Annotated in this window: 23 protein-coding genes; 15 read left to right on the top strand and 8 right to left on the bottom strand. The window is 67.0% G+C overall.

Features of this window, described 5'->3' with window-relative positions; genetic code table 11:
- Positions 1–8: 8 nt before the first annotated feature.
- From AU072_RS04775 to AU072_RS04740, 8 genes are read left to right on the top strand one after another with little or no spacing between them, the layout of a single operon-like run.
- The gene (locus tag AU072_RS04775; RefSeq protein WP_064412722.1) at positions 9–1,211 is read left to right on the top strand and encodes an MCE family protein; all 1,203 of its coding nucleotides are present in this window, start codon (positions 9–11) and stop codon (positions 1,209–1,211) included.
- Positions 1,211–2,248, top strand: a complete 1,038-nt coding sequence (locus AU072_RS04770) for an MCE family protein (protein WP_064412721.1) — start codon at positions 1,211–1,213, stop codon at positions 2,246–2,248. Before AU072_RS04775 ends, AU072_RS04770 begins: the two co-directional genes overlap by 1 nt.
- A complete protein-coding gene (locus AU072_RS04765; RefSeq protein ID WP_064412720.1) occupies positions 2,238–3,299 on the top strand; it encodes a virulence factor Mce family protein in 1,062 nt (353 codons plus the stop codon). The genes AU072_RS04770 and AU072_RS04765 overlap by 11 nt, the downstream gene beginning before the upstream one ends.
- The gene (locus tag AU072_RS04760; protein ID WP_064412719.1) at positions 3,296–4,747 is read left to right on the top strand and encodes an MCE family protein; all 1,452 of its coding nucleotides are present in this window, start codon (positions 3,296–3,298) and stop codon (positions 4,745–4,747) included. The genes AU072_RS04765 and AU072_RS04760 overlap by 4 nt, the downstream gene beginning before the upstream one ends.
- Positions 4,744–5,904: an MCE family protein gene (locus AU072_RS04755; protein ID WP_064412718.1), complete on the top strand. Its 1,161-nt coding sequence runs from the start codon at positions 4,744–4,746 to the stop codon at positions 5,902–5,904. Before AU072_RS04760 ends, AU072_RS04755 begins: the two co-directional genes overlap by 4 nt.
- Complete coding sequence (locus AU072_RS04750; RefSeq protein ID WP_064412717.1) at positions 5,905–7,407, top strand: virulence factor Mce family protein; 1,503 nt, start codon at positions 5,905–5,907, stop codon at positions 7,405–7,407.
- Between the two features lie 20 nt (positions 7,408–7,427).
- The gene (locus tag AU072_RS04745; protein WP_064412831.1) at positions 7,428–8,159 is read left to right on the top strand and encodes an Rv1363c family protein; all 732 of its coding nucleotides are present in this window, start codon (positions 7,428–7,430) and stop codon (positions 8,157–8,159) included.
- A complete protein-coding gene (locus AU072_RS04740) occupies positions 8,159–8,674 on the top strand; it encodes a hypothetical protein (protein WP_064412716.1) in 516 nt (171 codons plus the stop codon). The genes AU072_RS04745 and AU072_RS04740 overlap by 1 nt, the downstream gene beginning before the upstream one ends.
- Here AU072_RS04740 and AU072_RS04735 read toward each other — a convergent pair.
- The 4 genes from AU072_RS04735 to AU072_RS04725 all read right to left on the bottom strand — a co-directional run bounded on the left by AU072_RS04735 (position 8,661) and on the right by AU072_RS04725 (position 11,141).
- Positions 8,661–10,118: an alpha,alpha-trehalose-phosphate synthase (UDP-forming) gene (locus AU072_RS04735; RefSeq protein ID WP_064412715.1), complete on the bottom strand. Its 1,458-nt coding sequence runs from the start codon at positions 10,116–10,118 to the stop codon at positions 8,661–8,663. The genes AU072_RS04740 and AU072_RS04735 overlap by 14 nt on opposite strands.
- Complete coding sequence (locus AU072_RS27920) at positions 10,119–10,283, bottom strand: hypothetical protein (protein ID WP_090279904.1); 165 nt, start codon at positions 10,281–10,283, stop codon at positions 10,119–10,121. It lies immediately after the preceding gene.
- A gap of 50 nt (positions 10,284–10,333) precedes the next feature.
- Positions 10,334–10,690, bottom strand: a complete 357-nt coding sequence (locus AU072_RS04730) for a hypothetical protein (protein WP_064412714.1) — start codon at positions 10,688–10,690, stop codon at positions 10,334–10,336.
- Between the two features lie 97 nt (positions 10,691–10,787).
- Complete coding sequence (locus AU072_RS04725) at positions 10,788–11,141, bottom strand: hypothetical protein (protein WP_067393842.1); 354 nt, start codon at positions 11,139–11,141, stop codon at positions 10,788–10,790.
- Between the two features lie 175 nt (positions 11,142–11,316).
- On the opposite strand from AU072_RS04725, the gene AU072_RS04720 reads away from it, so the two are divergent.
- The 7 genes from AU072_RS04720 (at position 11,317) to ctaD (ending at position 19,058) form a co-directional block, all read left to right on the top strand.
- Positions 11,317–12,249 (top strand): enoyl-CoA hydratase, encoded by a 933-nt coding sequence (locus AU072_RS04720; protein ID WP_064412713.1) that lies wholly within the window; start codon positions 11,317–11,319, stop codon positions 12,247–12,249.
- A 43-nt stretch (positions 12,250–12,292) separates the two neighbouring features.
- On the top strand, positions 12,293–13,129 hold the full coding sequence (locus AU072_RS04715) for an SDR family oxidoreductase (RefSeq protein WP_064412712.1): 837 nt from the start codon (positions 12,293–12,295) through the stop codon (positions 13,127–13,129).
- 23 nt (positions 13,130–13,152) lie between these two features.
- Entirely contained in the window at positions 13,153–14,679 is a 1,527-nt protein-coding gene (locus AU072_RS04710) for a PucR family transcriptional regulator (protein ID WP_064412711.1), read from the top strand.
- Between the two features lie 151 nt (positions 14,680–14,830).
- On the top strand, positions 14,831–16,096 hold the full coding sequence (locus AU072_RS04705; RefSeq protein WP_064412710.1) for an NAD(P)/FAD-dependent oxidoreductase: 1,266 nt from the start codon (positions 14,831–14,833) through the stop codon (positions 16,094–16,096).
- 121 nt (positions 16,097–16,217) lie between these two features.
- Positions 16,218–16,688 carry a GreA/GreB family elongation factor gene (locus AU072_RS04700; RefSeq protein WP_064412709.1) on the top strand — a complete coding sequence of 157 codons (471 nt, stop codon included), beginning with the start codon at positions 16,218–16,220 and terminating at the stop codon, positions 16,686–16,688.
- 20 nt (positions 16,689–16,708) lie between these two features.
- Positions 16,709–17,194, top strand: coding sequence for a GreA/GreB family elongation factor (locus tag AU072_RS04695; protein ID WP_064412708.1), 486 nt, complete (start codon positions 16,709–16,711; stop codon positions 17,192–17,194).
- Between the two features lie 175 nt (positions 17,195–17,369).
- Complete coding sequence (ctaD, locus tag AU072_RS04690) at positions 17,370–19,058, top strand: aa3-type cytochrome oxidase subunit I (protein WP_067394275.1); 1,689 nt, start codon at positions 17,370–17,372, stop codon at positions 19,056–19,058.
- 30 nt (positions 19,059–19,088) lie between these two features.
- Here the strand turns inward: ctaD and AU072_RS04685 are convergent, their stop codons facing one another.
- From AU072_RS04685 to AU072_RS04670, 4 genes are read right to left on the bottom strand one after another with little or no spacing between them, the layout of a single operon-like run.
- On the bottom strand, positions 19,089–20,075 hold the full coding sequence (locus tag AU072_RS04685) for an NAD-dependent epimerase/dehydratase family protein (protein ID WP_064412706.1): 987 nt from the start codon (positions 20,073–20,075) through the stop codon (positions 19,089–19,091).
- Between the two features lie 6 nt (positions 20,076–20,081).
- Positions 20,082–20,552, bottom strand: a complete 471-nt coding sequence (locus AU072_RS04680) for a (2Fe-2S)-binding protein (protein ID WP_064412705.1) — start codon at positions 20,550–20,552, stop codon at positions 20,082–20,084.
- Entirely contained in the window at positions 20,545–21,420 is an 876-nt protein-coding gene (locus AU072_RS04675) for an FAD binding domain-containing protein (RefSeq protein ID WP_064412704.1), read from the bottom strand. The genes AU072_RS04680 and AU072_RS04675 overlap by 8 nt, the downstream gene beginning before the upstream one ends.
- Positions 21,417–22,124 (bottom strand): SRPBCC family protein, encoded by a 708-nt coding sequence (locus AU072_RS04670; RefSeq protein ID WP_064412703.1) that lies wholly within the window; start codon positions 22,122–22,124, stop codon positions 21,417–21,419. Before AU072_RS04670 ends, AU072_RS04675 begins: the two co-directional genes overlap by 4 nt.
- Positions 22,125–22,130: the final 6 nt, after the last annotated feature.

Raw genomic sequence — 22,130 nt, 5'->3', positions numbered from 1 at the left:
GCGGGGCCATGTCAGACACCGAGGCCAAGCGCAGTCACGTGAGGATCGCCGCGGCGATCCTCGCCGCGATCCTGCTCGCGGCGACGGTGTTCACCTACCTGGCCTACACCGCGGCTTTCACGCCGGTGGACACCGTGAGCGTCACCGCTCCCCGAGCCGGTCTGGTGATGGAGCGCGACGCCAAGGTCAAATACCGGGGTGTGCAGATCGGCAAGGTCGAGTCGATCGAGTACGCCGGCAACGAAGCCAAGCTGACGTTGGCCATCAACCGCAACGAGATGCGCTACATCCCCTCGAACGCCAATGTGCGGATCGGCAGCACAACGGTTTTCGGTGCCAAATCCGTCGAGTTCCTGCCGCCGGCCGAGCCGTCGGGCCAGCGGCTGAAGGCCGGCGCGACAGTGGCCGCCAAGGATGTGCAGCTCGAGGTCAACACGCTGTTCCAGACATTGAGCGACGTGCTCAACAAGATCGACCCGATCAACCTGAACGCCACGCTGAGCGCGGTGGCCGAAGGTCTGCGGGGTAACGGCGACGATCTCGGTGCACTACTTGCCGGACTGAACTACTACCTGCAGCAGCTCAATCCGAAACTGCCCACGCTGCAGGAGGACCTGCGCAAGACCGCCGTGGTGGCCAACATCTACGGCGACGCCGGCCCGGATCTGGCCCGCATCATCGACAACGCACCGGCGATCAGCGACACGATCGTCGACGAGAAGGACAACCTCAACGCGGCGCTGTTGGCCGCCACCGGGCTGGCCAACAACGGCACCGCCACCTTCGAACCCGCCGAGGACGACTACATTGCGGCGATCCAACGGCTCCGCGCACCGCTGAAGGTGGCCGGCGACTATTCACCGGTGTTCGGCTGCATGCTGGAGGGCACGGCGTTGGCAGTCGACCGCTTCGCGCCCGTGATCGGTGGTATCCGGCCCGGCCTGTTCGTGGCGTCGAACTTCCTTCCCGGCTCGCCCGGCTACACCTACCCCGAAAGCCTGCCCATCGTGAACGCCACCGGCGGGCCGAATTGTCGTGGCCTGCCCAATGTTCCGAGCAAGCAGTTCGGCGGATCCTGGTATCGCTCGCCGTTCCTGGTCACCGACAACGCCAATGTCCCGTACCAGCCGAACACCGAGTTGCAGTTCGACGCGCCGTCGACGCTGCAGTGGCTGTTCAACGGGGCGTTCGCAGAACGGGACGACTTCTAATGCGCGGCGACAAGACGTTGCTCTACGTCAGCATCTTCACCGTGGTCATGCTTCTGGTGGCCGCCGGTCTGGTGGTCGTCTTCGGCGAGTTCCGGTTCACCGCGGAGAAGGGCTATCACGCGACTTTCACCGACGCCTCCCGGTTGAAGGCGGGCCAGGACGTGCGGATCGCCGGTGTCCCGGTCGGCACCGTCGGCGACGTCAAGCTCAACCCCGACAACACGGTCGACGTCTCCTTCGATGTCGACAAGCGCTATCAGCTCTACACCTCGACGCGTGCGGTGGTCCGCTACGAGAACCTGGTGGGCGACCGGTATCTGGAGATCACCTCGGGACCGGGAGAGCTGCGAAAGTTACCGGCCGGCAGCACGATTCCCAAGGAGAACACCCAGCCCGCACTCGATCTGGACGCGCTGCTCGGCGGCCTGCGGCCGGTGCTCAAGGGTCTCGACGGTCAGAAGGTCAACGAGGTCAGCAACGCGGTGATCGAGCTGCTGCAGGGCGAGGGCGGCGCGCTGTCGAACCTGTTGTCCACCACCAGCGCATTCGCTCAGAACCTCGCCGCCAGGGACCAACTCATCGGTAACGTCATCAACCACCTGAACACCGTGCTCGGAACCGTCGACGAGAAGGGTGCGCAGTTCGACGCCAGCGTCGACCAACTGCAGCAACTCATCACGGGTCTGGCCGAGGGCCGCGATCCGATCGCCGGCGCCATCGAGCCGCTCGCGTCGGCGGAGAACGACCTGACCGACATGCTGGCGAAGTCACGCAGACCGATACAGGGCGTCCTCGAGAACGCCCGTCCCTTCGCGCAGCGGATGGATGAGCGTAAGGCCGACGTGAACAAGGTGATCGAGCCGCTCGCGGAGAACTATCTGCGGCTCAACGCCCTTGGCGCCTACGGTTCGTTCTTCAACATCTTCTACTGTTCGACGCGTTTGAAGATCAACGGGCCGGCGGGCAGCGACATCCTGATCCCGCTGGGTGGTCCGCCCGATCCGTCGAAGGGCAGGTGTGCGCCGAATGTCGAGTAGACCCGATGATTCGAACCCGTTGCGCACGGGCATCTTCGGCATCTTCCTGGTGGCATGCCTGGTGCTGGTGTCGTTCGGCTACAGCAGCTTGCCGTTCTTTCCGCAGGGTAAGCCTTACGAGGCGTATTTCAGCGACGCGGGCGGGATCATTCCGGGCAATGACGTCAACGTGTCGGGCATCAAGGTCGGCAAGGTCACCGGTGTCGAACTGGCCGGGGATGCGGCCAAGGTCCTGTTCACGGTCGACCGCGACATCAGGGTGGGCGACCAGTCGATGGTCGCGATCAAGACGGACACGGTGCTCGGTGAGAAGTCGTTGGCGGTGACGCCGCAGGGAAGTGGTGAGTCGACGGTTATCCCGTTGGGGCGCACCACGACTCCGTACACGTTGGCGACGGCGCTGCAGGACCTCGGGCAGACGGCGGGCGAGCTGGACAAGCCGCGGTTCGAGCAGGCGCTGCAGACCATCACCGACTCGCTGCGCGATGCGACCCCGCATCTGCGCGGTGCGCTGGACGGGGTGGCGAACCTGTCGCGCAGCCTGAACAACCGCGACGAGGCGCTCGGGCAGCTGCTCGGCCACGCCAAGCGGGTTTCCGACACCCTGGCGCAGCGCGCCGGTCAGGTGAATCAGCTGATCGTCGACGGCAACCAACTGTTTGCCGCGCTCGACGAGCGGCGTCAGGCGCTGAGCAACCTGATCGCGGGCATCGACGATGTGTCACAACAGCTTTCCGGTTTCGTCGCCGACAACCGTCGTGAGTTCAGGCCCGCGTTGGAGAAGCTCAACCTGGTGCTGGACAACCTTCTCGAGCGGCGCGAACACATCAGCGAGGCGCTCAAGCGGTTGCCGCCGTATGCCACCGCCCTCGGCGAGGTGGTCGGATCGGGCCCCGGATTCCAGATCAACCTGTACGGCCTGCCGCCGGCGCCGATCGCCGAGGTGCTCCTCGACTTCTACTTCCAGCCGGGCAAGTTGCCCGACAGCCTCGCCGACATGCTGCGCGGTTACATCTCCGAACGCCTGATCATTAGGCCGAAGTCACCATGACCCAAGCGACTTCGACCCTGACCCGCAACCGCTGGCTGCGGCCGACGCTGGCCGCCCTGCTGGTGATCGCGCTCGCCGTCGGGGTGTACCTGGTGTGGCCGACCCGGGTCGGCAACAAGGTGACGGCGTACTTCACCTCGGCGGTCGGGCTCTATCCCGGCGACGAGGTCCGCATCGTGGGAGTTCCCGTCGGCAGGGTCGACTCGATCGAACCGCGGGTGGGCGACGTGAAGGTCACGATGACGCTGGATCACGGGATCCAGGTGCCCGCCGACGCCAAGGCGCTCGTGATCGCACCGAACCTGGTGTCGGCCAGGTTCGTTCAGCTCACACCGGCCTACACCGGCGGCACGGCGATGGCCGACGGTGCGGAGATCGGGCTCGATCGCACCGCGGTGCCGGTCGAGTGGGACGAGGTCAAAGAGCAGCTCACCGCGCTGAGCGCGCAACTCGGGCCGAAGCCCGGTTCGATGCAGGGCCCGCTGTCCACCGTCGTCAACCAGGCCGCCGACACCTTCGACGGCAACGGTGACACGTTCCGCGAAGCGTTGCGGGAGCTCTCGCAGACCGCCGGCCGGCTCGGCGACTCGCGCACCGACCTGTTCGGCACCATCCGCAACCTGCAGGTGCTGGTGAATGCGCTGTCGAACAGCAACGAACAGATCGTCCAGTTCTCCAACCACGTCGCGTCGGTCTCGCAGGTGCTCGCGGACAGTTCGGCGGGCCTGGACAACACGCTCGCCACGTTGAACCAGGCGCTGAGCGATGTGAGGGGCTTCCTCAACGAGAGCAACAGCGCGCTGATCGAGCAGGTCACCAAGCTGACCGACTTCACCAGCATCCTGACCGAGCGCAGCGAGGACATCGAGCAGATCCTGCACATCACGCCCAACGGCCTGTCGAACTTCTACAACATCTACAACCCGGCCCAGGGCACGGTCGGCGGCCTGCTGACGCTGCCCAACTTCGCCAACCCGGTGCAGTTCATCTGCGGCGGTGCATTCGAAGCGGCTCCCACACCTGACAACTTCAAACGCACCGAGATCTGCCGCCAGCGCATGGGCCCCGTCTTCAAGCGCATCGCGATGAACTTCCCGCCGCTGCTGTTCCACCCGATCAACAGCATCACCGCCTACAAGGGCCAGATCATCTACGACACCCCCGCGACGGAGGCGAAGTCGGAGACCCCGGTTCCGTATCTGCAGTGGCATCCCGCCCCCGGCGTCACTCCGCCGCAGGTGTCGGCGGACATGGACCTCAGTTCGCTGATGGCTCCCCCCGCGCCGGACACGGCCCCCGGTGCCGCGCATGCCGGCGGCCCGCTCGCCCAGGCGCCTGCCGCCGAGTCGGATGCTCCGGTCGGGAACCCGTCCGAGGCCGCCGAACCCGGCGATCCGGTCGCTCCCGTACCGATGCCTGCCCCGCTACCGGGTGGAGGTGCACCGTGATCCGCAAGATAGTGGCGATCCCGTCGCTGGCCGTGCTGCTGGCGGGCTGCTCGTTCGGCGGGCTCAACTCGTTGAACATGCCGGGCACCGCCGGGCACGGCGCCGGTTCCTACGAGATCACCGTGGAACTGCCCGACGTGGCGACGCTGCCGCAGAACTCGCCGGTGATGGTCGACGACGTCACCGTCGGAAGCGTCTCGGGTATCGAGGCGGTGCAACGCTCCGACGGCACGTTCTACGCCGCGGTCCAGTTGTCGCTGGACGGGAACGTCAACCTGCCCGAGAACGCGACCGCGAAGGTGGCGCAGACCTCACTGCTCGGTTCGCAACACATCGAACTGTCCTCGCCCACCGACGCTCCCGGCGTCGGCCAGCTCAAGAACGGTTCCCACATCCCGCTCGACCGGACGGGTCGCTATCCGACCACCGAGGAAGTCCTGTCCACTCTGGGTGTCGTGGTCAACAAGGGCAATCTCGGTGCGCTGCAAGACATCACCGATGAGACGTACAACGCGATCGCGGGGCGTCAGGGCTCGTTCGCCGACCTGATACCGCGGCTGGCCGAACTGACCAGTTCGCTGGACCGGCAGACGAACGACATCATCGCGGCGATGGAAGGCATAGACCGGTTCGCCGGGATACTCGCGCGCAGCAAGGACAGCCTGGGGCTGACGCTCGACCGGCTACCGGCGGCGCTGAAGGTGCTCAACGACAACCGCGCCAACATCGTCGATGCGTTCACGGCGCTGCGCAGCTTCGCCACCGTCGCGGCCCGTGTCCTCGAGCAGACCAAGGACGACTTCGCCGCCGACTTCAAGGATCTCTACCCGGTGGTCAAGGCGTTCAACGACAACGCCGACTTCTTCATCAAGGATCTCGAGCTGTTGCCGACCTTCCCGTTCCACTACAAGTACCTGCGCAACGCGGTCCGCGGTGACTACCTGAACGTGTACACCACATTCGACCTGACGCTGCGGCGCACCGGCGAGTCGGTCTTCACCACGTCGTGGGGGCTCGACCCGAACATGAAGCGGATGCATGAGCTGATCACCCCGCCGGACTTCATGACGGGCTCGCTGGCCAACCTGTCCGGCCAGGCCGCAGACCCGTTCGAGATTCCGCCGGGCACGGCCACACAGCACGGGGAGGGGCCCTAGATGCTGTCACGCCTGACTCGTATCCAGCTGTCGATCTTCGCGATCGTCACCGTGCTGACGGTGGGCGCGATCTCGATCTTCTATCTGCAGCTGCCGGCCGCGGTTGGCATCGGCACCTACCGGGCGACCGCCGATTTCGTCGCCGCCGGCGGGCTGTACGAGAACGCGAACGTCACCTACCGCGGGGTGACGATCGGCCGGGTCGAATCGGTCGGTCTCTCCGATGACGGCGTCGTCGCCAAGATGCGACTCAACAGCGGCACACCCGTACCGGAGAACGTGACCGCGACGGTCAAAAGCGTGTCCGCGGTCGGCGAACAGTACATCGACCTGGTTCCTCCGCCGGACGCGTCGAGCGCCACGCTGCGCGACGGATCGAACATCGGGGTCGACCGCACCGCGATCGGGCAGGACATCGCGGGCCTGCTGGATGAGGCCGAGAAGCTCGTCACCAGTATCGGGGACAGCCGCATCCAGGAACTCCTGCGCGAAACGTTCAAGGCCTTCAACGGGTCCGGACCCGAACTGGCGCGGATGATCCAGTCGGCGCGGATGCTCGTCGACGAGGCCAACGCCAACTACGGGCAGGTCAACCAGCTCATCGACCAGGTGGGTCCGTTCCTCGACGCGCAGATCCGCAGCGGCGACGACATCCGCTCGCTGGCCGACGGGCTGGCCCGCTTCACCACCGAGCTGGCCAATGCCGACCCGCAGTTCCGTTCGACGCTGCAGACCGTGCCAGGAGCGGCGGCCGAGGCCAACGAACTGTTCAGCGGGATCCGGCCGTCGTTCCCGGTTCTGGCCGCCAACCTCGCGAACTTCGGGCGCATCGGCGTCATCTACCGCAAGTCGCTCGAGCACGCGCTCGTGGTGTTCCCGGCGTTGATGGCGGCGCTGCTGACGGTCGGTGGCGGCCTGCCCGCCGATGAGGGCGGCAAGCTCGACTTCAAGATCGATCTGCAGGACCCGCCGCCGTGCCTGACCGGGTTCGTGCCGGCGAGCGAGATGCGCAGCCCGGCCGACGAGACCCTGCGCGAACTACCCAAGGACCTGTACTGCAAGGTTCCGCACAACGATCCGTCGGTGGTTCGCGGCGCGCGCAACTACCCCTGCCAGGAATTCCCGGGCAAGCGTGCGCCGACGATCCAGCTGTGCCGCGACCCGCGCGGATACGTCCCCATCGGCAACAACCCGTGGCGTGGTCCGCCGGTGCCGCTGGGAACACCGATGGACGTGATGGAGGACGACACCCCCGAGGACGGCCGCAACATCCTGCCGCCCAACAAGTTCCCCTACATCCCGCCGCAGGTGGGTGGTCCGCCGCTGCCTGCCGAAGCGCCCCCGATGGCATCGGCACCGGCCGGCCCGCACTTCACCACATACGACCAGAACGGGCAGTTCGTCGACCCCGAGGGCGGAACTGGCGTGATCGCGGCCGCGACTGACAAACTGGCGCCTGCAGAAAACTGGGTCGACCTGATGTTGGCCCCAAGGCAGGCGTGAATGACGGAGGTTCGGCTTCGGTGAGCACGAGCGGTGGGCCCACGCGCGCGGCGCAGGGGACGACCAGCCAGACAGCACCGACGGAGACCAAGCCGCGGCCTGCGCGGCGTCGGCGGGCATCGCGGGCCGCCGGCCCGGCGCGGGGTGAGACGACGGCGACGGCCGTGCGGGTCGAGGCGCCCAAACCGGTCACGGTCCGGCTGGCCAAGCCGGCGGCGCCGCCGCCGCGCAGGCAACCCAACCGCAAGCTGGTCGCGACGGTTTTCCTGGCCGCCGCCGCCCTCGCCACGGCAGTTCTGGTGGGGCTCGGCGCGCTGATGGTCGTCGAGCAACGCGATACCGAGGCGTCGCTGGCGCGCGAGCAGGCTTTCGTCGACACGGCCTCGCAGCTGGTGGTGAACATGTTCAGCTACGAACAGGACACCATCGACTCCAGCGTCGACCGGTTTGTGAACAGCACCAGCGGACCGCTTCGCGCGATGATGACCGAGGGCAACAACACCGAGAACCTCAAGATGCTGTTCCGCGACACCAACGCCAGCGCCGAAGCCGTGATCAACGGCGCAGCGCTGGAGAAGATCGACGAGGTCGCCAACAACGCCGCGGTGCTGGTGTCCGCGCGGGTCACCGTCACCGACCTGGACGGCAACAACCAGCCGTCGCAACCGTATCGACTGCGCGTCATCGTGCACGAGGACGACAACGGGCACATGACGGCCTACGACCTCAAGTACCCCGACGGTGGGAACTGATGCGCGCATCAAGTAGCACCAAGACGCCGTGGACCGCGCGCATCGTCGGCGCGCTGTCGGTTCTATTGGCGGTCGCGTTCGTGGCGTCGGCCGGTGTCGGTGGCTGGCTCTATTGGAACCGCGTGGAGCAGCGCGGCGAGCTGGCCGCGCGCAGCGAGTTGGCGCCGTTGGCCGAGCGGCAGATCCCGAAGGTGTTCGGCTACGACTATCAGACCGTCGAGCGCACGCTCAACGAGGTCTACCCGATGCTCACCCCGGATTACCGCCAGGAGTTCCGCGACCGCGCCGACAAGGACATCATCCCGCAGGCGCGCGAACGCCAGTTGGTCAGCCAAGCCCATGTCGTCGGGGTCGGCGTGCTGGACGCGCATCGTGAATCGGCTTCGGTGATGGTGTATTTGAACCGAACCGTCACCGACAAATCGAAGGAACCCATCTACGACGGCAGCCGCTTACGAGTCGACTATCAGAAGGTCGACGGCAAGTGGCTGATCCAGTACATCACTCCGATTTAGACTCCGTCGAAGCCAGCGCATCCAAGAACGCGCGAGCCCAGCGGTCGACGTCGTGTGCGAGCACCTGTCTGCGCAGCGCCCGCATGCGGCGCCTGCCCTCCTCCGGCGCTTGGTTCAGCGCGGCCTCGATGGCGTCCTTCACGCCCTCGAGGTGATGCGGATTGGCGAGGTAGGCCTGTCGCAATTCCGCTGCGGCGCCGGTGAACTCGCTCAGGACCAACGCACCGCCCAGATCACTGCGGCAGGCCACGTACTCCTTGGCGACGAGGTTCATGCCGTCGCGCAGCGGGGTCACCAGCATGACGTCGGCCGCAACGAAGAACGCGATCAACTCCTCACGTGGCACCGGGCGGTGCAGGTAGTGCACGATGGGATGACCGACCTCACCGTATTCGCCGTTGATGTGGCCGACTTGACGCTCGATGTCTTCGCGCATCTCGATGTAGCTCTCGACCCGCTCCCGACTGGGTGTCGCAAGCTGGACGAGCACGGTGTCCTCGCGGTTGGCCCGACCCTCGGCGAGCAGTTCGGAGAACGCCTTGAGTCGGACGTCGATGCCCTTCGTGTAGTCCAGACGGTCCACTCCCAGAAGGATCTTGCGGGGGTTGCCCAGCTCGCTGCGAATCTCCTTGGCGCGCTGGCGGATCGAGCGGGACCGTGCCTGCTGGTCGAGCGCCGTCGAGTCGATCGAGATGGGGAAGGCGCCGACCTTGACCGTGCGGAAACCGAAACTGACCTCACCGAACCGGGACCGTACCCCGATCGTCGCTCGGGATGTGTTGGCGCCGACCAACCTTCGGGCCAGGATGAGGAAGTTCTGCGCACCCCCGGGCAGATGGAATCCGACGAGATCGGCGCCGAGCAGTCCTTCGATGATCTCGGTGCGCCACGGCATCTGCATGAACAGCTCGACCGGTGGGAACGGGATGTGCAGAAAGAACCCGATGGTGAGGTCCGGACGCAGCATGCGCAGCATCTTGGGAACCAACTGCAACTGGTAGTCCTGGACCCACACGGTGGCGCCCTGTGCGGCGTGTTTGGCGGTGGTCTCCGCGAAGCGCCGGTTCACCGCCACGTAGGTGTCCCACCACTCGCGGTGGTAGATCGGCTTGACGATCACGTCGTGGTACAGCGGCCACAGGGTCGCGTTCGAGAAGCCTTCGTAGTACATCGCCACGTCGTCGGCGGACAGCTTGACCGGGCACAGGGTCATGTCGTCCTGCTGGATGGGCCCGTCGTCGGCGTCGGGAACGCCGGGCCAACCGATCCACGCCCCGCGCCGGCGGCGCAGCAGCGGCTCGAGTGCGGTGACCAATCCGCCGGGACTTCTCTTCCACGTGGTGCTGCCGTCGGGCAACCGCTCCATGTCGATCGGCAGGCGGTTGGCCACCACCACGAAATCGGCGTTGCCGGAGCCGGCCCGTGGACCGTCCCCTGAAGTCACTTACGCCTCGAGTTTCGAGGGCCCAATGCCGAGCATCGAGAGAAACACCCGGCATTCGTCGGCGTCTTTCGCGTACGCGGCGACGACGCGACGCGCCTGGCGGGCGGTGCTGTCGGCGAGCGGTTCGACGTCGCCAAGCTCGGCGGGATCTGATTTCGCAGGCATACGACAACTGTATGCGAAAGGCGGACCGCGCCGGTTCGTTAACCCCCTGACTAGGGGCTGTGGCTGAACACCGGGGCCGGCGGCGGAGTCACCGTCTGCGCCTGGGCTTCCTCGGCCAGGCCGATGCAGCCGCCCTGGTTGTGGCCGATGCACGGAATACCCATGACCTCGGGAACGTCGGGGTTACCGGGTTGCGTGGTGAACACCGAGCCGGCGTTCGGCACCGTGTGGGGCACGCAGTTGCCGGTGAACTGGTCCGGTTCCTCCCCGCCGGAGCAGCCCTGAGCCTGTGGTGCAACCGGGGTCGTGGGTGTTGCGAAGACGGAGACCACCGGCGCCGCGGCGATCGCAACCGCAAAGCCGCCGGCAAGGATCAGCCGTTGTACAGGGGACTTCAAGCTCGCCATTGTCACGCTTTCTGTAGTGATCAACCGTGCCTTGGCAGGGATTCTATGGAAGCCGAAAGCTTTCTGCACAGCTTCGCGAAATGGATACCCGCCCCGGCTACGGGCTGGAGCTGATGGTGGAGCGAGGCTGCGCGGGCGGGCCTGCCGCGGCTTCGTTCTCGGCCAACCCCAGACAGGCGCCGGCGTTGTGCCCGATGCAGGGGATGCCTTGGATTTCCGGCACATCCGGGTTTGCCGCGGTGACCTGGAAGGGAGGCGGTGCATTCGGGACCAGGAACGGCACGCACGTCATGGTGAACTGGTCCTGCTCCTCACCCCCCTGACAGCCTTGCGCCATCACAGCGCTCGGTTCGGGCACCACATGCAGGGCCGCGATGGGACCTGCCGCGGCCGCGAGCATGAAAGCCCCGGCGAGAACGAGTCTGGGCAGCGGCACCGAATAGTTCGCCATCCCGCGATTCTAGGAGCCGATCCGTTCATCCGTGCACCTTTGCACGGACCGCACGGATACCGGTGACCCGGCAACGGATTACGGCGAACGCACAACGCGGCACCCCTGGAGCAGCGATGCGGGACGCACCGTAATGTGCAATTGGTCGAACAACCCAACTGCGAGGTGATCCGCGATGGCGAGCCCTGATCTGACGAGCGCCGATGCCGGAGGCGGTGCAGCGCAACAGGTGACGTACGAAACGCTCGACGAGGGCCAGATCGCCCGCATCTGGCTGAACCGGCCGGATGCGCAGAACGCCCAGTCCCGCACGCTGCTGGTGCAGTTGGACGAGGCGTTCGGTCGCGCAGAAGCCGATGACAATGTGCGGGTGGTCATCCTGGCCGCGCGCGGCAAGAACTTCTCGGCTGGACACGATCTCGGGTCGGAAGAGGCGATGCTCGAGCGCACGCCGGGCCCGGCCCAGCATCCGACGTTCCAATCGCACGGCGCCACCGTGCCGGCGATCGCCGAGCGTACCTATCTGCAGGAGTGGCACTTCTTCTTCGAGAACACCCGCCGGTGGCGCGATCTGCGGAAGATCACGATCGCCCAGGTACAGGGAAACGCGATATCGGCGGGCCTCATGCTCATCTGGGCGTGCGATCTGATCGTTGCCGCCGACGATGCGAAGTTCAGCGACGTGGTGGGGGTGCGGATGGGAATGCCCGGCGTCGAATACTACGCCCACCCATGGGAATTCGGCGCCCGAAAGGCCAAAGAGCTTCTGCTGACCGGTGATTCGATCGACGCGGACGAAGCATACCGCCTCGGCATGGTGTCGAAGATCTTCGCCCGCGACGAACTCGAGGACAAGACACTCGAATTCGCCCGCCGGATCGCCGAGCGTCCGACGATGGCGGCGTTGCTCATCAAGGATTCGGTCAACGCCGCCGCCGACGCGATGGGGTTCACCGAGGCGTTGCGCCATGCGTTCCACATCCACGAACTCGGACATGCCCACTGGGCGGCGCACAACGAGAACCGCTACCCGGTCGGGCTCCCGCCGAACGTGCCGGACTGGCGCACACTGGGCGCGCCGAAGCCGGCCCGTCGTGACGAGCCGTGACGTATAACTAGAACCTGTTCTAGCTACGGCGAAGGGATCTGCGGTGGAGTTGTCCTTGACGGGTCGGACGGTGTTGGTCACCGGCGGTGGCAGCGGCATCGGCAAAGGTGTGGCGGCCGCGGTGGTGGCGGCCGGCGGTAACGCGATGCTCGTCGGCCGCAACGCCGACAAGCTGTCCGGCGCGGCCGACGAGATCAAGGCGCAGGGCGGTCCCGGTGAAGTGCTCTACGAGCCGGCCGACGTGACGAACGAGGACGAGGTCGCGCGGGTCGTCGAGGCCACCACGGCATGGACCGGCCGACTGTACGGCGTCGTGCACTGTGCAGGTGGCAGCGAGACCATCGGGCCCATCACCCAGATCGATTCCGAACTGTGGCGACGCACCGTCGATCTGAACATCAACGGCACCATGTACGTGCTCAAGCATTCGGCCCGCGAGATGGTGCGCGGTGGCGGCGGATCGTTCATCGGTATCTCATCGATCGCGGCGAGCAACACGCACCGCTGGTTCGGCGCCTACGGCGTCTCCAAGGCGGGCATCGACCACATGATGCAGCTCGCCGCCGACGAACTCGGCGCCTCGTGGGTGCGCGTGAATTGCATCCGCCCCGGCCTGATCCGCACCGAGCTCGTCGCACCGGTACTCGAGTCCCCGGAGCTGCGTGGCGACTACGCCGCCTGCACGCCGCTGCCGCGGCCCGGTGAGGTGTCCGACATCGCCAACGCCTCGCTCTTCCTGCTCAGCGATGCGGCCGGTTTCATCACCGGTCAGGTCATCAACGTCGACGGCGGTCAGTTGGTGCGACGGGGACCCGACTACTCGTCGATGCTCGAGCCGCTTTTCGGGGCCGAGGGTCTGCGGGGAGTCGTCTCCACCTAGCGCCTGCGCGGTAACGTCGGCCCGTGGTCACCTTGGATCGGCTGGTCAACGTTCTGGGGAGCTATGGCGTACGCCTGCGCTTCTGCCCGATCCCGCGATCGACGGAGTTGGGCAGCGTGGTGATGCACGAGGTCACCGAGGGCCGCACGGTCACCGGTGACGTCCTGCTGGCGATCGGGGCACGAACGGTCAACGAGGCGCTGCGCTGGGCGGTTTCGGCGCGCGCGCTGGTGGTGTTGCTCCGAGACGTCGATGACGACACGACATTTGCGGGCATGGTGGAGGGTGTCGCGGTGATGGTCGTCGACCCGGCCGTGCCCTGGAGCGAACTGTCCGCGATCGTCTACGGCCTGGTGCTGGAGGGCCGGGAAACGGAATCCGGCCGTGGCCCAACGGATCTGTTCGCGCTTGCCGACAGCCTGGCCGAATCGGCGGGCGGCGCGGTGACCATCGAGGACCCGCTGTCCCGCGTGCTCGCGTACTCGACGATGCAGGAGAACGCCGACCGCGCCCGCATCGCGACGGTCATGAACAGACAAGCGCCGCAGTGGTTGCGGGAATACTTCGAATCACAGGGCGTGTTCGCCCATCTCACGTCCTCCGACGAACCGATGTTCGTCGCGCCGAACGCCGATCAGGGCCTGTCCGGCCGCACGGTGGTCGCGGTGCGGTCGGGTCGAGAGCTCATGGGCGCGGTGTGGGTCTCCTCTCCGAAGCCGTTGATGGAACCCGAACGGACGGCACTGACAGACGATGCCAGGACCGTCGCTCTGCATCTGTTGCGCTCGCGCGCCAGTGCCGATCTCGAACGTCAGGTCGAATCCGATCTGGTGCTGCGGCTACTCGACGGCAGTGCCGACGCCGCGGCATCGGCCAGCCGGCTTGGCCTGTCGCAGGGGCCGATGCGGGTGATCGCCGTGCAGGCGGCGATCGGCGGTGAGCGGGATGCGGCGCTGCTGTTGGCCTTCGAACGCGCGACCGCAGGCTTCGGTTGGTCGCGTCCGGGCCGCAGCGCGTTGGCGGGCAACACGATCTACACGTTGATGCCGGGCGAGCGGGTCGCCGGCGCCCGCAAATGGGTCGACGCCTTGACGGCGGCGCTGCCGGACCGGGTGACGGTGGTGGCCGGCATCAGCAAGGCGGCCGCGGCCATCGACCTGCCCGCGGCGCGGCAGGAGGCCGACGAGTGCCTGGCGCTGCACGAACTCGGCCCGCATGACGCCGAGCCGCCCGCGTACGACGAGTCGTGGGACGAGATCCTGCTGCAGCGTCTGCGGACCGCCGCACGCTCGGGGCGTACGCCGGACCGGGGGCCGGTCGCCGAATTACGCCGCCACGACCAGAACCACGCCACCGAGTACGTCCCGACGCTGCGGGCATATCTGGAGGCGCTGGGCGATCCCGCCCAGGCAGGGCAGCGCCTCGGTGTCCACGAGAACACGGTGCGGTACCGCCTGCGCAAAATGGGGGAGATCACCGATCTGCCGCTGGAGGACGCCCGCAAGCGCCTCGCCATGATGATCGAACTCGCCGCGATCGACACCGACTGAGCCGTCGCGATCGGACCCCGCCCGACCAGGTCATTGTCGGATCACCACAACGGCCCGCCGGGGGATTGTCGGGCACGGGCAAGTCCGAACGCACCCGACCGGCCGACCATGGAGTCAACGAACACACGTTCTCAGCGATGGAGGGGTTGCAATGGTCGGCGGCGAGCGGATTGACGGTGGACCGCGGTCTGCGATCGTGGTCGGCGCCGGCATCGTCGGCTTGTCAACGGCATGGTTCCTGCAGGAGCGCGGTGTCAACGTCACCGTCGTGGACCGCAGCGGGATCGCCGAGGGCGCCTCGTGGGGCAACGCCGGATGGGTCGCGCCCGCGCTGACGCTGCCGTTGAACTCGCCGAAGACCCTGCGCTACGGCCTGCGCTCATTGCGCGACCGCAACGCCCCGCTGCACATCCCGCTGACCATCGACGGCGCGTTGTGGCTGTTCTTGATCCAGTTCGCCGCGAACTCCCGCTCGTCGGTGTGGAACCAGGCGGTGGCGGCCAACGTGCCGCTGAACCAGGAATGTATCGAGGCTTTCGACGTCCTGATCGCGAACGGGGTGGACGCCCCGGTGACCGACGCGCCGATCACCGCGATCTTCCGCAGCACCGCCGACGCCGAGAACATGATGGCCGATCTGCGTGCCCTCGAACGCGCCGGACAGGAACTGTTCGTCACCGGCTTGTCCGGTGCGGCGTTGCGCGAGCAGGTGCCGTTGGCTTCACCGGCCATCACGGCCGGAATCAACATCAACGGTCAGCGGTTCGTCGACCCGGGCCGCTTCGTACAAGCCCTGGGCAGGGCGGTGGAGGAGCGTGGGGGAAACATCCTCACCCACGACGTGCGGGGCGTGTTCAGCTCGGGCAACGGGGTGGTGGTGCAGCCCTACAGCGGCAAGCATCTGACCGCCGACAGCGCGGTGATCGCGACCGGCGCCTGGATGTCGCGGCTGGCGGGGCACCGGCTGCGCGTGCCCGTGGAGTCCGGCCGCGGTTACTCGTTCACCGTGCCGGTGGACCGTCCCATCCCCGGCCCGATCTATCTGCCGGACGCGCGCATCGCGTGTACGCCGTACAAGGGTGCGCTGCGAGTGGCGGGCACGATGGAGTTGCGCGATCCGCACGAACCGGCGATCCCCGAGCGGGTGGGTGCGATCGTCGAGGCGGCGAGCCCCCTCCTGGAGGGAGTCAGGTGGGCCGAACGCAGCGACATCTGGGTGGGTCCGCGCCCGATCACCCCCGACGGCCGCCCGCTCATCGGCGAGATGTCGCGCAACGTCTACGTCGCCGGAGGGCACGGGATGTGGGGGCTGGCTCACGGTCCGGTCACCGGCCGGCTCTTGGCCGAACAGATCACGACCGGCAAGCAACCCGAAGCGCTGCGGCCCTTCGATCCCCTCCGCCGCGCGGTCGCATAGAGCGGCCAACCGACTCTTGTGCCCCTCTCGGGCACTGCGAGTCGTCAGGGGCGGCGCTATCCCAGCCCGTGGCCCGCCCCTGACGGCAACCCCTTTCGAGAAAGGACCACTCATGACGAGCATGGCGAGCGCCGACCGCGTCTGGATGACGCGACGCGCCTACATCCGGCTGCAGGCCGAACTGGCCGAGCTGAGCGCCAGACCGCGATCCGGGGGGCCCGACCCCACCCGCACGGCCGAGGACCGAATGCGGTCGAACCGGATCCACCGGATCGAACATCTGCTTGCGAACGCCGTCGTCGGCGAGGACCCACCCGACGATGGCGTGGCCGAGCCGGGCATGGTCTTGACCATCCGCTACGACGACACCGGTGACACCGAGACGTTCCTGCTCGGTATCCGGGGTATCGAACCCGCCGAGATCGAGGTCTACTCGCCGCGGTCGCCGCTGGGCGTCGCGATCCTCGGGGCGCGGCCGGGGGATCGGCGCACGTACCTGGCCCCCACCGGCAAGGAGTTACACGTGACGCTTCTGCAAGCCAAGCCCTACGGGGCCGCCATCGATTCGGCAACCAGCCGACTCCCAGCTTGATTGCACGGAAGGACCGAAAAATGACGAGTGCGCAGCGAATCTGGATCTCGCGGGCCGCCTACGAGCGCCTGCAACAGGAACTCGCCACTTTGCGCGAGCTGTGTGCGAACGCGGTCGGTGACGAAGACACCGACGAGAACGCAAGCGCGATCAAGCGGGCACGCCAGGCGCGTATCCAGCAGATCCACGAGATGCTCATCAACGCTGTCGTCGGGGAGGATCCGCCGGACGACGGTGTCGCCGAACCGGGCATGGTCGTCACGGTGCGGTACGACGACACCGCTGAGATCGAGACGTTCCTGCTCGGCGTGCGCAGCGCCGAACACGGCGACATCGAGGTGTACTCCACGCAGTCGCCGATGGGCGCGGCCATCCTCGGTGCCCGCCCCGGTGAGCAGCGCGCCTTCCGGACGCCGAGCGGGACCGAGCTCTCGGTCACGATGCTGACGGCGGTGCCGTACGGCATGCACAGCGATGACGGGACACCGGTGAACGCGGCCGGCTGATCGGCCGGCCGCGCCGGTTCGCTGAATGGCTTTCGGTGCGCGGCGGCGCTACCTAAGATCGAGGTCACGAGATTTGGGTACATGACCCCTGGCCCCGCGCCGAAGGGAGCGTTCATTGACCGCCGAAGTGACCTCGGTTCCCAAGCTGGAGGTGCGCCGCCCGTTCCCGGCCCGAATGGGGCCAAAGGGCGCGCTCATCTACAAGCTGATCACCACCACCGATCACAAGCTGATCGGCATCATGTACGTGGTCACCTGCTTCGTCTTCTTCTTCATCGGCGGGCTGATGGCGCTGTTCATCAGGGGCGAGCTCGCGATGCCGGGGCTGCAGTTCCTGTCCAATGAGCAGTACAACCAGCTGTTCACCATGCACGGCACGATCATGTTGCTGTTCTATGCGACGCCGATCGTGTTCGGGTTCGCCAACCTGGTGCTGCCGCTGCAGATCGGCGCGCCCGACGTGGCGTTCCCGCGGCTCAACGCCTTCTCGTACTGGCTGTTCTTGTTCGGCGGGCTCATCGCGGTCGCCGGTTTCATCACCCCCGGTGGTGCGGCCGACTTCGGCTGGACGGCGTACGCGCCGCTGAGCAATGCCATGCATTCGCCGGGCGCGGGCGGTGACCTGTGGATCATGGGTCTTGCCGTCGCCGGTCTGGGCACCATCCTGGGTGGGGTCAACATGATCACCACCGTGGTGTGCATGCGCGCACCCGGTATGACGATGTTCCGGATGCCGATCTTCACCTGGAACATCCTGGTGACGTCGGTCCTGGTGCTGATGGCCTTCCCGATCCTGACCGCCGCGCTGCTCGCCCTGGCCGCCGACCGCCACCTCGGCGCGCACGTCTACGACCCGGCCAACGGCGGACCGATCCTCTACCAGCACCTGTTCTGGTTCTTCGGCCATCCCGAGGTGTACATCGTGGCGCTGCCGTTCTTCGGCATCGTCACCGAGATCTTGCCGGTCTTCAGCCGAAAGCCGATCTTCGGTTACACCACGCTGATCTACGCCACCCTGGGCATCGCCGCGTTGTCCGTCGTGGTGTGGGCGCACCACATGTATGCGACGGGGGCCGTGCTCCTTCCCTTCTTTTCGTTCACCACCTATCTGATAGCGGTGCCGACGGGCATCAAGTTCTTCAACTGGATAGGCACGATGTGGAGGGGTCAATTGACCTTCGAGACACCGATGCTGTTCTCGATCGGGTTCATGCTCACCTTCCTCCTCGGTGGACTCACCGGCGTGATGCTGGCCAGCCCGCCGCTGGACTTCCACGTCTCCGACACCTACTTCTTGATCGCGCATTTCCACTACGTGCTGTTCGGGACCATCGTGTTCGCGACCTATGCGGGGATCTACTTCTGGTTCCCGAAGATGACGGGCCGGTTGCTCGACGAACGGTTGGGCAAGCTGCACTTCTGGCTGACGTTCATCGGGTTCCACACCACATTCCTGGTGCAGCACTGGCTGGGCAACGACGGCATGCCGCGCCGCTACGCCGACTACCTGGCGTCCGACGGGTTCACACCGCTGAATGTGGTGTCGACGATCGGAGCGTTCATCCTGGGTATCTCGATGCTGCCGTTCGTCTGGAACGTGTTCAAGAGCTGGCGCTACGGCGAACCGGTCACGGTCGACGATCCGTGGGGGTACGGCAACTCGCTGGAGTGGGCGACCTCGTGCCCGCCGCCGCGGCACAACTTCACCGAGCTGCCCCGAATCCGTTCGGAGCGACCGGCTTTCGAGCTGCACTATCCCCACATGGTGGACCGGATGCGGGCCGAGTCGCATATCGGCAAGCACGCCACGGCGGGCGAGTCGCCGTCCGGTTTCGGGCCCCGCACAGAACCCGACCGCAGCTGACCTTCCCGGCTGCTCAGCCGGTCCGAACCGTTACGGAACCGACTGCTGCCGTTCGAAAGTCGCGATGATGGCGTCGATCGGCGACCGCCACGTCACACCGAGGTCGCCGGTGGTGGCCGAGTCGTCGGTGGGCGTCGCGGCGGTGAGCAGCAGCGCCGCCTCATAGGTGAGACCGTCGCCGAGGTCGACAACGCCGGATAGCGCCTCCCCGACGATGCTGAGGCCTCGAAACATGCCCTGGCTGACCGGGATTCGCCGGAATCGACGGTTCGTGCCCCGTTCGAGGGCCGAGATCATGTCGTCGAACGCGATCAGCTCGCCCCCGCACACATAGCGGCGCGGTCCGCGGCCGGGAACGAACAACCGGGCATGCACGTCGGCGACGTCGCGGACGTCGATCATCTGCATCCCTCCGCGCAATCGCGGCGCGACGCCCCACCGCACCAGCGGCGCCCAGCCGCGCTCGGTGACACCGGCGGCGGTGTGGAACGCCGGACCCACCACACTCGACGGGTACGTGATGACGACCGGCGCGCCCTCCTCCTGCAGTCGCCGCGCCACGCGGTCGGCATAGGCCTTGGTCTTCGCGTACGGACTGCGGCCGGGCGCGGTGGGCGTATCGGGACCGATCACGCCGTCAGGCGGTGGGAACAGCGCACTGTAGCTGCTGACCAACACGACGGGGTCCAAACCGCCGGCCACCGCGCGTGTCAGCACCGCCTCGGTGGCGTGGGCGTTCACCTCCCACATCAGCGTGCTTCGCCGCTTGTCGGTTCCGACGACTCCGGCGCCGTGCAGTACCGCGTCGCAGCCGTCGAGGAGCCCCGCCACCGTGGCGGTCCGCCTGATGTCGCCGCTCACCGTCTCGACGTCCCCGAGCTCGGCGAGCCTGGCGAGGACCGGAGCGCCCTCCGCGTCGGGCGCGATGAGCAGGCGTACGCGGTGGCCGGCACCGAGCAGGGCACGCACGCAGTGGGCGCCGACGTAGCCGGTGCCCCCGGTGACGGCGATCAGCATGGCGGTCTAGGTCATCTCGGCGGCACGGTGTACCGCGTTGATGATCCCCTGATAGCCGGTGCACCGGCAGAAGTTTCCGGACAGACCCTCGCGGATCTCCTCGTCGCTCGGCTTGGGATTGTCGCGCAGCAACGCGGTGATGGAGGTGACGAAACCCGGGGTGCAGAAACCGCATTGCAGCCCATGGCATTCGCGCAAGGCGGCTTGCACCGGCGACAGTTCACCGTCCGCGCCGCCGATGCCCTCGACGGTGGTGACCTCCATACCCTCGGCCTGGACGGCGAAGATCAGGCAGGCGCGTACCGCGTCCCCGTCGAGCAGCACCGTGCAGGCGCCGCACGCGCCGTGCTCACACCCGAGGTGTGTTCCGGTCAACCCACACTTCTCACGCAGGAAGTCCGCGAGCGTGAGGCGCGGCTCCACGGTCGCGGCGAACGTGCGCCCGTTGACCGTCACTTCGACCGGCATCTCATGCATCGCTTGCCTCCGTGATGGCGCGGGACCAGGCGCGGGCGACCATCGTCGCCCCGACCTTGGCCCGGTAGGTGGCCGACCCCTGCAGGTCGGATGGAATGTCCTCGAGGCCGGACAGGGCCAGCCGCCCGACCTCTTCGGCGCTGACGTCGTGGACCGGTCGGCCGGTGACGGCATCTTCGGCCGCACTGCCCCGCAGCGGCGTCGAGCCCAGCCCCAACAATCCGATGCCGCAACGACTTACGCGGTCGTCGTCGTCGAGTTCGACCGCCACCGCGGCCCCCGCGATCGCGAAGTCGCCGTGGCGGCGGGCGAATTCCTCCAGTGCGAAGCCGGACCGTCCACCCCAGACGGGGAAGTGCACCGCGGTCAGCATCTCCCCGGGCTGCAGCGACGTCTCCCAGAGGCCCGTGAAGAAATCCTTGGCCGCGATCTGCCGGGCCCCGGTTGCCGAGACGACATCCATCTGCGCGTCGAGCGCGAGCGCGACCGCCGCGTACTCCGCCGCGGGATCGGCGTGTGCGATGGCGCCGCCGAGCGTGCCCCTGGTGCGGATCTGGAAGTGGCCGATGTGCGGGGTGGCCAGGGTCAGCAGCGGAACCGATTCCGCCACTTCGTCATCCATTCCGACGAACGAGTGCGGGGTGCCTGCGGCGACACGTACCGCGCCGTCCACCAGGTCGATGCTGCGAAGCTCGTCGATCCGGGAGATGTCGACGAGGTTGTCGAAATGCGTCAGGCGCATCGCGAGCATCGGCACCAGACTCTGCCCGCCCGCAAGGATTTTCGCGTCCTCGCCGTATTCGGCGAGCATGTCCACCGCCTCCTTCACCGAATCGGGGCGGTGGTAGGTGAACGGAGCGGCTTTCACGGCCGCAGCCGCTCGGTCGGCGCGTTGAGCAGTCGAACCAAGGCGGACTGCAGATCGTCGGCCAGCACCGCGGTGGGGCTCTTCCTGCGACGCCGGCCGATCAGGAAACCGACCGCCAATCCACCGGCTACGGCGGCCACGACGGGTGCCGCGCGCTTGGCCATCGGCAGCGCAACGACTTTCAGCATGTCGATGGAGTCACCGGCATCGGGCTGAGCCGCGACCGCCGCCGTCTCCGTGGTCGGCGCCGTGGTCGCGGCGCCGCCGAGAAGATCCGATTCGAGGTTCTTGGCGAACTGTCCGATCAGGTTGGACGACACGTCGGCCAGCACGCCGCGGCCGAACTGAGCGGCCTTCCCCGAGATGGTCAAGTCCGTGTTGATCACAACGCTGGTCGCGTCGCCCTCGTCCTTGAGTTGCGCGGTCACGACCGCGGCCGCGTTACCACTGCCGCGGGTCTCCTTACCTTGGGCCTTGATGACGACACGGCGAGCGGCCTTGTCGCGCTCCTGGAACGATGCCTCGCCCTTGTAGGACACCGTGATCGGGCCGACCTTGACCTTCACCGCGCCGGTGAAGGCGTCGCCGTCGACGGACAACAGCTGAGCACCCGGAATGCACGGTGCGACGCGTTGGACGTCGTTGAGTGCCTCCCATGCCGTGTCCACCGGCACGGCGACCCGGAATTCGTTGTTGAGTTCCACTGTGGC

Origin of the sequence: Mycolicibacterium novocastrense (assembly GCF_001499835.1) — a bacterium.
Lineage (GTDB): Bacteria > Actinomycetota > Actinomycetes > Mycobacteriales > Mycobacteriaceae > Mycobacterium > Mycobacterium novocastrense.
This window is presented reverse-complemented; position numbering and strand designations above follow the sequence as displayed.